The sequence below is a fragment of the Kitasatospora sp. NPDC032150 genome, assembly GCF_055579945.1.
The window spans coordinates 1-8,858 of sequence record NZ_JBVIMH010000073.1 but is presented as its reverse complement, the minus strand read 5'-3'; the positions used below and the strand labels follow the sequence as shown (position 1 = coordinate 8,858).

2 protein-coding genes are annotated in these 8,858 nt (G+C 73.9%); both read left to right on the top strand.

The annotated features are described in order from the left end of the window. The coding region (locus ACZ5ON_RS35400) for an SDR family NAD(P)-dependent oxidoreductase (protein ID WP_465601559.1) at positions 1–2,300 on the top strand (2,300 nt) is incomplete at its 5' end. Between the two features lie 75 nt (positions 2,301–2,375). After that, positions 2,376–8,858, top strand: a 6,483-nt coding sequence (locus ACZ5ON_RS35395) for a type I polyketide synthase (RefSeq protein WP_465601556.1), incomplete at its 3' end; no start/stop codon positions are given.

Genomic DNA, 8,858 nt, shown 5'->3' with positions numbered 1-8,858 from the left:
CGAGCGTCGACTGGCAGGCGGTCTTCGCTGGTCAGGGTGCCCGCCGGGTGGAGCTGCCGACCTACGCCTTCCAACGCCAGCACTACTGGCCGGAGGCACTGCCCGTCGCCACCAACCAGGCGGGCACGGGCACCGGTTCGGACTCGACCGACGCCCGCTTCTGGGAGGCCGTGGAGAGCGAGGACCTCGCCGCCCTGGCCGCGACCCTGGAGCTGGACGCGACGGACGCGCAGTCCCCGCTGAATGCCCTCTCGCCGGTGCTGCCGGTGCTCTCCGCCTGGCGTCGCCAGCAGCGCGAGCAGTCGGTGGTGGACGGCTGGCGCTACCACGTCACCTGGAAGCCGGTGGCCGAGAACCACGCCACCGTGTCCGGCACCTGGCTGCTGGCCGTTCCGGCCACGCACGCCGAGGACGGCTGGGCGTCCGAGGTGGCCCGCACTCTCACCGAGAGCGGAGTCCGGCTCCGACGGATCACCGTCGACACCACCGCCGGCGACCGTGACGCACTCGCCGAGAGCCTGCGCACCGCGTACGCGGAGACGGGGGAGCCGACCGGAGTGCTGTCGCTGCTGGCCCTGGACGAGCAGGAGCACCCGGTGCACCCGGCCCTGTCGGCCGGTCTCGCCGCGACCGCGCTGCTCGCCCAGGCCCTGGGCGACGCCGGGACCGGTGCGCCGCTGTGGTGCGTGACCCGCGGTGCGGTCTCGACCGGCCGCAGCGACCGGCTCACCAGCCCGGCGCAGGCCCAGATCTGGGGCCTGGGCCGGGTGGTGGCCCTGGAGCACCCCGAGCGCTGGGGCGGCCTGGTCGACCTCCCGGAGGCCCTGGACGAGCGCGTGCTCTCGCGCCTGACCGGCGCCCTCACGGGTGCCGACGGTGAGGACCAGCTGGCACTCCGCCGCTCCGGCCACTTCGTCCGCAGGCTGGTTCGCGCCACCAGGCCGCAGGCGGCCGTCGCCGCCTGGAAGCCGCGCGGCACCGTCCTGATCACGGGTGGCACCGGTGCCCTGGGCGCCGAGGTCGCGCGCTGGCTGGCCAGGAACGGTGCCGAGCACCTGGTGCTCACCGGACGCCGCGGCGCCGACGCCCCGGGTGCGGCCGAACTCCGTGCCGAACTGGTCGAGTCGGGCGTCCAGGTCACCCTGGAAGCCTGCGACGTCGCAGACCGGTCGGCGGTGGAGATGCTGGTCAAGCGGCTCACCACCGACGCCGCCACCCCGCTGCGCGCGGTGGTGCACGCGGCCGGTGTCACCCAGGACACCGCGCTGATGGAGAGTGACCTGGCCGAGCTGTCCCGGGTCGTGGACGCCAAGGTCTCCGGCGCGGTCCACCTGGACGCCGCGCTCGGCGACACCGAGCTGGACGCCTTCGTGCTCTTCTCCTCGATCGCCGGGGTGTGGGGCAGCGGCGGCCAGACCGGCTACGCGGCGGCCAACGCCTTCCTCGACGCGCTGGCCGAGCGGCGCCGCTCGGCCGGACTGGCGGCCACCTCGGTGGCCTGGGGCCCGTGGGGCGAGATCGGCATGGCGGCCGACGACGCGGCTGCCGAGCAGCTGCGGCGACGCGGTCTGCGGGTGATGGCTCCGGAGCTCGGGCTCACCGCGCTCCAGCAGGCCCTCGACCTCCGGGACACCGCGCTGACCGTCGCCGACGTCGACTGGGCGCTGTTCGCGCCGGCCTTCGCCGCCGCGCGGCCCCGTCCACTGATCACCGAGCTCCCCGAGGTCCGCGAGGCGCTCGCGGAGGCCACGGCCGAGGCGGGTACCGAGGACCGGGCGGCGGCCTTCCAGGAGCGGCTGCGCGGCCTGGCCGCCGCCGACCAGGGACGCATGCTGCTCGACCTGGTGCGCACCGAGGTCGCCGCCGTCCTCGGCTACGCCGGGGCAGGGGCGGTCGAGGCCGGCCGGGCCTTCAACGAGCTGGGCTTCGACTCGCTCACCGCGGTCGAGCTGCGCAACCGCCTGAACGCGGCTGCAGGGCTGCGCCTGCCGGCCAGCCTGGTGTTCGACTACCCGAACCCGACCGCCCTGGCCGAGCACCTGCGGGCGGAGCTGGTCGGGGACGGTCCCGAGGACACCGCGCCGGTGCTCGCCGAACTCGACGAGCTGGACCGCAAGCTCTCCGCCCTCTCTCCCGACCACGCCGAACGCGCCCGCGTCACGGCCCGACTCCAGGCCCTCCTCTCGAAGTGGAACACGGTCGACGGCTCCGCCGACAGCACCGAGGACGACGACGAGCTGGACGACGTCTCGGCAGATGACCTCTTCGACATCATCAACAAGGAATTCGGCAGGTCCTGACGTGACGACCGCAACCCACCACGCGACCAGCGTGACGACCGCACCTGACCAGGCCTCCCGGAAGGCAGCCCACTGATGGCAGACGAAAAGAAGCTCCTCGACCACCTCAAGTGGATGACCACCGAGCTGCGCCGGGCCAACCGCCGACTGCGCGAGGTCGAGGAGGCCGAGCAGGAGCCGATCGCGATCGTGGCGATGAGCTGCCGCCTCCCCGGCGGTGTGCGCTCGCCCGAGGACCTGTGGCAGCTGGTCTCCACCGGGTCCGACGCCATCTCGCCGTTCCCCACCGACCGAGGCTGGGACATCGAGGGCCTGTACCACCCGGACCCGGACCACCAGGGCACCTTCTACGCCGACGGTGGCGGATTCCTGCACGACGCGGCCGAGTTCGACCCCGAGTTCTTCGGGATCTCGCCGCGTGAGGCGCTGGCGATGGACCCGCAGCAGCGTCTGCTGCTCGAAGCGTCCTGGGAGGTGTGCGAGCGGGCGGGCATCGACCCGGCCACCCTGCGCGGCAGCCGTACCGGTGTCTACGTGGGCGGCAGCTACCAGGGCTACGGCTCGGAGCTCAAGGAGGTGCCGGAGGGCGTCGAGGGCCGGCTGCTGACCGGCAACGCGACCAGCGTGCTCTCCGGCCGGATCGCCTACACCCTGGGCCTGGAGGGCCCGGCCGCCACCCTGGACACCGCCTGCTCCTCCTCGCTGGTCGCCCTGCACTGGGCCTGCCAGGCGCTCAGGCGCGGCGACTGCACCAAGGCACTGGTCGGCGGTGTGACCGTGATGGCCACCCCCGACGTCTTCGTCGAGTTCAGCCGTCAGCGCGGGCTGGCGGCCGACGGCCGGTGCAAGTCCTTCGCCGCGGCGGCGGACGGCACCGGCTGGTCCGAGGGCGTGGCGATGCTGCTGGTCGAGCGCCTGTCGGACGCCCGCCGCAACGGGCACCCCGTGCTCGCGGTGGTGCGCGGCAGCGCGGTGAACCAGGACGGTGCCTCCAACGGCCTGACCGCCCCCAACGGCCCCTCCCAGCAGCGGGTGATCCGGCAGGCGCTGGCCGACGCCAGGCTGACGGAGGATCAGATCGACGTGGTCGAGGCGCACGGCACCGGAACGGTGCTCGGCGACCCGATCGAGGCGCAGGCGCTGCTCGCCACCTACGGGCGGGAGCGCCCGGCCGAGAGGCCGCTCTGGCTCGGCTCGCTGAAGTCCAACATCGGCCACACCCAGGCGGCCGCCGGTGTCGCCGGTGTGATCAAGATGGTGCTGGCGCTCCAGCACGGTGTGCTGCCGAAGACCCTGCACGTGGACGAGCCCTCGCCGCACGTGGACTGGTCGGCCGGCGCGGTCGAACTGCTCACCGATGCCCGGCCGTGGCCGGAGACCGGCGAGCCCCGCCGCGCCGCCACCTCGTCCTTCGGCGTCAGCGGTACCAACGCCCACACCATCCTGGAGCAGGCGCCTCCGGTCCCGGAAGCCGACGACACCGAGGAGACGGACGCCGACGCCGCTACGGTGAACACGGCGCTCGTCCCGTGGTTCCTCTCCGCCAAGGGCGCCGACGCGTTGCGCGCCCAGGCCCGGCAGCTGCTGGACCGCCTCACCGCCGACCCCGGGCTCCGCCCGGCCGACGTCGGCTACTCGCTGGCCACCACCCGCTCGGCACTGTCGCAGCGCGCGGCGGTCGTCGCCGCCGAGCCGGCCGACTTCCGCAGCGGTCTCCAGGCGCTTGCCTCGGGCGAGAGCGCACCGCAGTACGTGGTCATGGACTCGGTCGCCGACGGCGCGCTGGCCTTCCTGTTCACCGGCCAGGGCAGCCAGCGGGCCGGCATGGGGCGGGAGCTGTACGAGACCTTCCCGCCGTTCGCCACCACCCTGGACGCCGTCTGCGCCGAGCTGGACCGGCACCTGGAGCGTCCGCTGCGCGAGGTGATGTTCGCGGGCGACGAGCTGGACCAGACCGGGTACACCCAGCCCGCGCTGTTCGCCATCGAGGTGGCACTGTTCCGCCTGGTGGAGTCCTGGGGGCTGCGCCCCGACCTCCTGGCGGGCCACTCGATCGGTGAGCTGGCCGCCGCGCACGTCACCGGGGTGCTCTCACTGGAGGACGCCGCGCTGCTGGTGGCCGCCCGCGGCCGGCTGATGCAGCAACTGCCGACCGGCGGCGCCATGGTGGCGATCCAGGCGAGCGAGGGGGAGGTGCGGCCGCTGCTGACCGGGGAGTTCGGGATCGCGGCGGTGAACGGGCCCACCTCGGTGGTGATTTCGGGTGACGAGCGTGCGGTGCTGGAGGTGGCGGCGGACTGGGAGGCCCAGGGGCGCAAGACCAAGCGGCTCACCGTCAGCCACGCGTTCCACTCGCCGCTGATGGAGCCGATGCTCGCCGAGTTCCGCACCGTCGCCGAGGGGCTGACCTTCGGTGAGCCGAGGATTCCGGTCGTCTCCACGCTCACCGGCGACATCACGGACGAGATCCGCACCGCCGAGTACTGGGTGCGCCACGTGCGCGAGGCGGTCCGCTTCCACGACGCGATCCAGAGCCTGGAGCGCGAAGGTGTCCGTACGTATCTGGAGTTGGGCCCGGACGGGGTGCTCTCCGTGATGGGCCAGGAGTGCGTGACCGAGGACGCGGCTTTCGTGCCGCTGCTGCGCGCCGGCCGCGCCGAGGCCGAGGCCCTGACGATCGGCCTGGCCCAGGCCCATGCGCGCGGTGCGGCCCTGGACTGGGAAGCGTTCTTCGCCGGCCGCGGCGCCAGCCGGGTCGGTCTGCCGACATACCCCTTCCAACGGGGGCACTACTGGCTGGAGTCGGGCGGCGGATCCGCCACGGCCGCTCCGGCCGACGAGGCGGACGCCCGCTTCTGGGAGGCCGTCGAGCGCGAGGACCTGGACGCCCTGGCCGAGACCCTCCAGGTCGAGGGCGGCGACGAGCTGGGCGCGCTGCTGCCGGCCCTTTCGGCCTGGCGCCGGCAGAGCAGGCAGCAGTCCGCGGTGGACGGCTGGCGCTACCGGGTGACCTGGAAGCCGGTCACCGACGCCGGCTCGGGCGCGCCCTCGGGGACGTGGCTGGTGGTCGCACCGGCCGAGGACGCCGTCGCGGCGGACGTGGTCCGGACGCTGGCCGAGCGCGGTGCGGAGATCCGCCGGATCGAGCCGACCGGTGCCGGTCGCGACGCCCTGGCCGAGCGGCTGCGCGGTGCAGTCGCCGACGGTGCGGCGGTCGCGGGCGTGCTGTCCCTGCTCACCCTGGACGAGCGCGGCACCGCCGCGCCGACCGCGACCCTGGTACAGGTCCTGGGGGGCGCCGGTATCGCCGCCCCGCTGTGGTGCCTGACCCGCGGTGCGGTCTCGACCGGCCGCAGTGACCGGCTCGCCAGCCCGGCGCAGGCCCAGATCTGGGGCCTGGGCCGGGTGGTGGCCCTGGAGCACCCCGACCGCTGGGGCGGCCTGATCGACCTGCCTGAGGTGCTGGACGAGCGCGCCCTCGGCCGACTGGCCGATGTGCTCACGGGGGCCGAGGACCAGGTCGCCGTACGTGCCTCGGGGGTGTACGCCCGGCGCCTGGCACGGGCCCCGCGCGGCGGCGCCGCCGACTGGAAGCCGGCCGGTACCGTCCTGGTCACCGGTGGCACCGGTGCCCTGGGCGCGGAGGTCGCGCGCTGGCTGGTGCGCAACGGTGCCGAGCACCTGGTGCTGACCAGCCGTCGCGGCCTGGACGCCCCCGGTGCGGCCGAACTCCGTGACGAGCTGGCCGAGTCGGGCGTCACCGTCACGGTGGCGGCGTGCGACGTGGCCGACCGCGACGCGCTGGCCGAACTGCTGGCGTCCGTCGAGGTGTCGGCCGTGTTCCACACCGCCGGTGTGCTGGACGACGGCATGGTGGACAGCCTGACGCCCGAGCGGTTCGCCGCCGTCGCCCACCCGAAGGTGGACGCGGCGCTCAACCTGCACGAACTCACCGCCGAGCTCTCCGCGTTCGTCCTGTTCTCCTCCACCGCCGGCACGATCGGCAACGCGGGCCAGGGCAACTACGCCGCCGCCAACGCCTTCCTGGACGCCCTCGCCGAGCAGCGCCGGGCCGACGGCCTGGCCGCCACCTCAATCGCCTGGGGTCCGTGGGCGCAGGGCGGCATGGCCGCCGACCGCACCCTCGAGGAGCGGCTGCGCCGTGAGGGCGTCCCGCCGATGGCCGCCGAGTCGGCGATCACGGCCCTTCAGCAGGCACTGGAGAACGGTGACACCGCGATCGCGGTCGCCGACATCGCCTGGGAGGTGCTGTTGGCCGACCCGGGTGCCTCGCCCCGCTCCACCACCCTGTTCGACGAGATCCCCGAGGCCCGCCGAGCCCTCGCCGCCCCGGCCTCCGACGCCTCCGCCGAGCGCAGCCCCCTCGCGCAGCGCCTCGCCGGCCTCTCGGAGGCCGAGCGCGCCGCGGTGCTGCTCGACCTGGTCCGTACCGAGGTCGCCGCCGTCCTCGGCTACGGCACGCCCGAGGCGGTGGACGCGGGACGGGCGTTCCGTGAGCTGGGCTTCGACTCGCTCACCGCTGTCGAACTGCGCAACCGCCTGGGCGCCGTCACGGGACTGAGCCTCCCGGCCACCCTGGTGTTCGACTACCCGACCTCGACCGCGCTGTCCCAGTACCTGCGGACGGAGTTCTTCGGTCAGGAGCCCGCGGCCGAGCTGCCGGTACCCGGCAGTCGTGCCGAGGACGAGCCGATCGCGATCGTCGCGATGAGCTGCCGCTTCCCGGGCGGGGTCAGCACGCCCGAGGAGCTGTGGCAGCTGCTGTCGACGGGCACGGACGCGATCTCCGGCTTCCCGACCGACCGCGGCTGGGACCTGGAGGCGCTCTACAGCAGCGACGCCGAGCAGGCCAACACCGCCTACACCCGTGAGGGCGGATTCCTCCACGACGCAGCCGAGTTCGACCCGGTCTTCTTCGGGATCTCGCCGCGGGAGGCACTGGCGATGGACCCGCAGCAGCGGCTGCTGCTGGAGACCTCCTGGGAGGCCATCGAGCGGGCCGGCATCGACCCGGAGGCCCTTCGCGGCAGCCAGGCCGGCGTGTTCGTCGGCACCAACGGCCAGGACTACCTCACCCTGGCGGCGAACTCACCGGACGAACTGGAGGGCCAGCTCGGCACGGGGACCGCGGCCAGCGTGGTGTCGGGCCGCCTCTCCTACACCTTCGGGCTGGAGGGCCCGGCCGTCACCGTGGACACCGCGTGCTCCTCCTCGCTGGTCGCGCTGCACCTCGCCGTGCAGGCACTGCGGAACGGCGAGTGCACGCTGGCCCTGGCCGGCGGCGTCACCGTGATGTCCACACCGGGAGCCTTCATCGAGTTCAGCCGCCAGCGCGGTCTCGCGGCGGACGGCCGCTGCAAGCCCTTCGCCGCCGCCGCCGACGGCACCGGCTGGGGCGAGGGCGTCGGCATGCTGCTGGTGGAGCGGCTCTGCGACGCCGAGCGCAACGGTCACCCGGTGCTGGCCGTCGTGCGCGGCAGCGCCGTCAACCAGGACGGTGCGTCCAACGGCCTGACCGCCCCCAACGGCCCCTCCCAGCAGCGCGTGATCCGCCAGGCGCTGGCCAGTGCCGGGCTGACGGCCGACGAGGTCGACGCGGTCGAGGCGCACGGCACCGGCACCGCACTGGGCGATCCGATCGAGGCCCAGGCGCTGATCGCCACCTACGGCCAGGACCGGCCTGAGGACCGTCCGCTCTGGCTCGGTTCGGTGAAGTCGAACATCGGCCACACCCAGGCCGCCGCCGGCGTCGCCGGCATCATCAAGATGGTGCTCGCCATGCAGCACGGCGTACTCCCGCAGAGCCTGCACATCGACGCTCCGTCCGCCCAGGTCGACTGGACCGCGGGTGCGGTCGAACTGCTCACCGAGGCCACCGTCTGGCCGGAGACCGGACGTCCGCGCCGCTCCGGCGTGTCGTCCTTCGGAATGAGCGGCACCAACGCCCACGTCGTCCTGGAGCAGGCGCCCACCCGGCCCACCGAGCCGCGTCGGCCCGCCGGCCGGACCGCCCTGCCGCTGCTGATGTCGGCCCGCAGCGAGGAGGCACTGCGGGCGCAGGCGAGCCGACTGGCCCCCTGGAAGTCCGGGGCCGGCACCCCGCACGGGCTGCTCGACCTGGCGTACTCGCTGGCCACGACGCGTTCGGCACTGGAGCACCGCGCAGTGGTGGTGGCCGCCGACGATCAGGGGTTTGCGGGGGGTGTACAGGGGTTGGCCTCGGCAAACCCCGCTGCGAACCTGGTCCAGGGCTCGGCCGCGGGCGGCAAGTTCGCCTTCCTGTTCACCGGTCAGGGCAGTCAGCGGCTGGGTATGGGAGCTGAGTTGTACGAGACGTACCCGGCGTTCGCGGAGGCGATGGACGCCGTGTGCGCGGAGCTGGACCGGTACCTGGAGTGTCCGCTGCGCGAGGTGATGCTGGTCGCGGACGGCGAGGGGCGGCTGGACCGGACCGAGTACACCCAGCCGGCGATCTTCGCGGTGGAGGTGGCGCTGTTCCGGTTGCTGGAGTCCTGGGGTGTGCGTCCTGACTTCCTG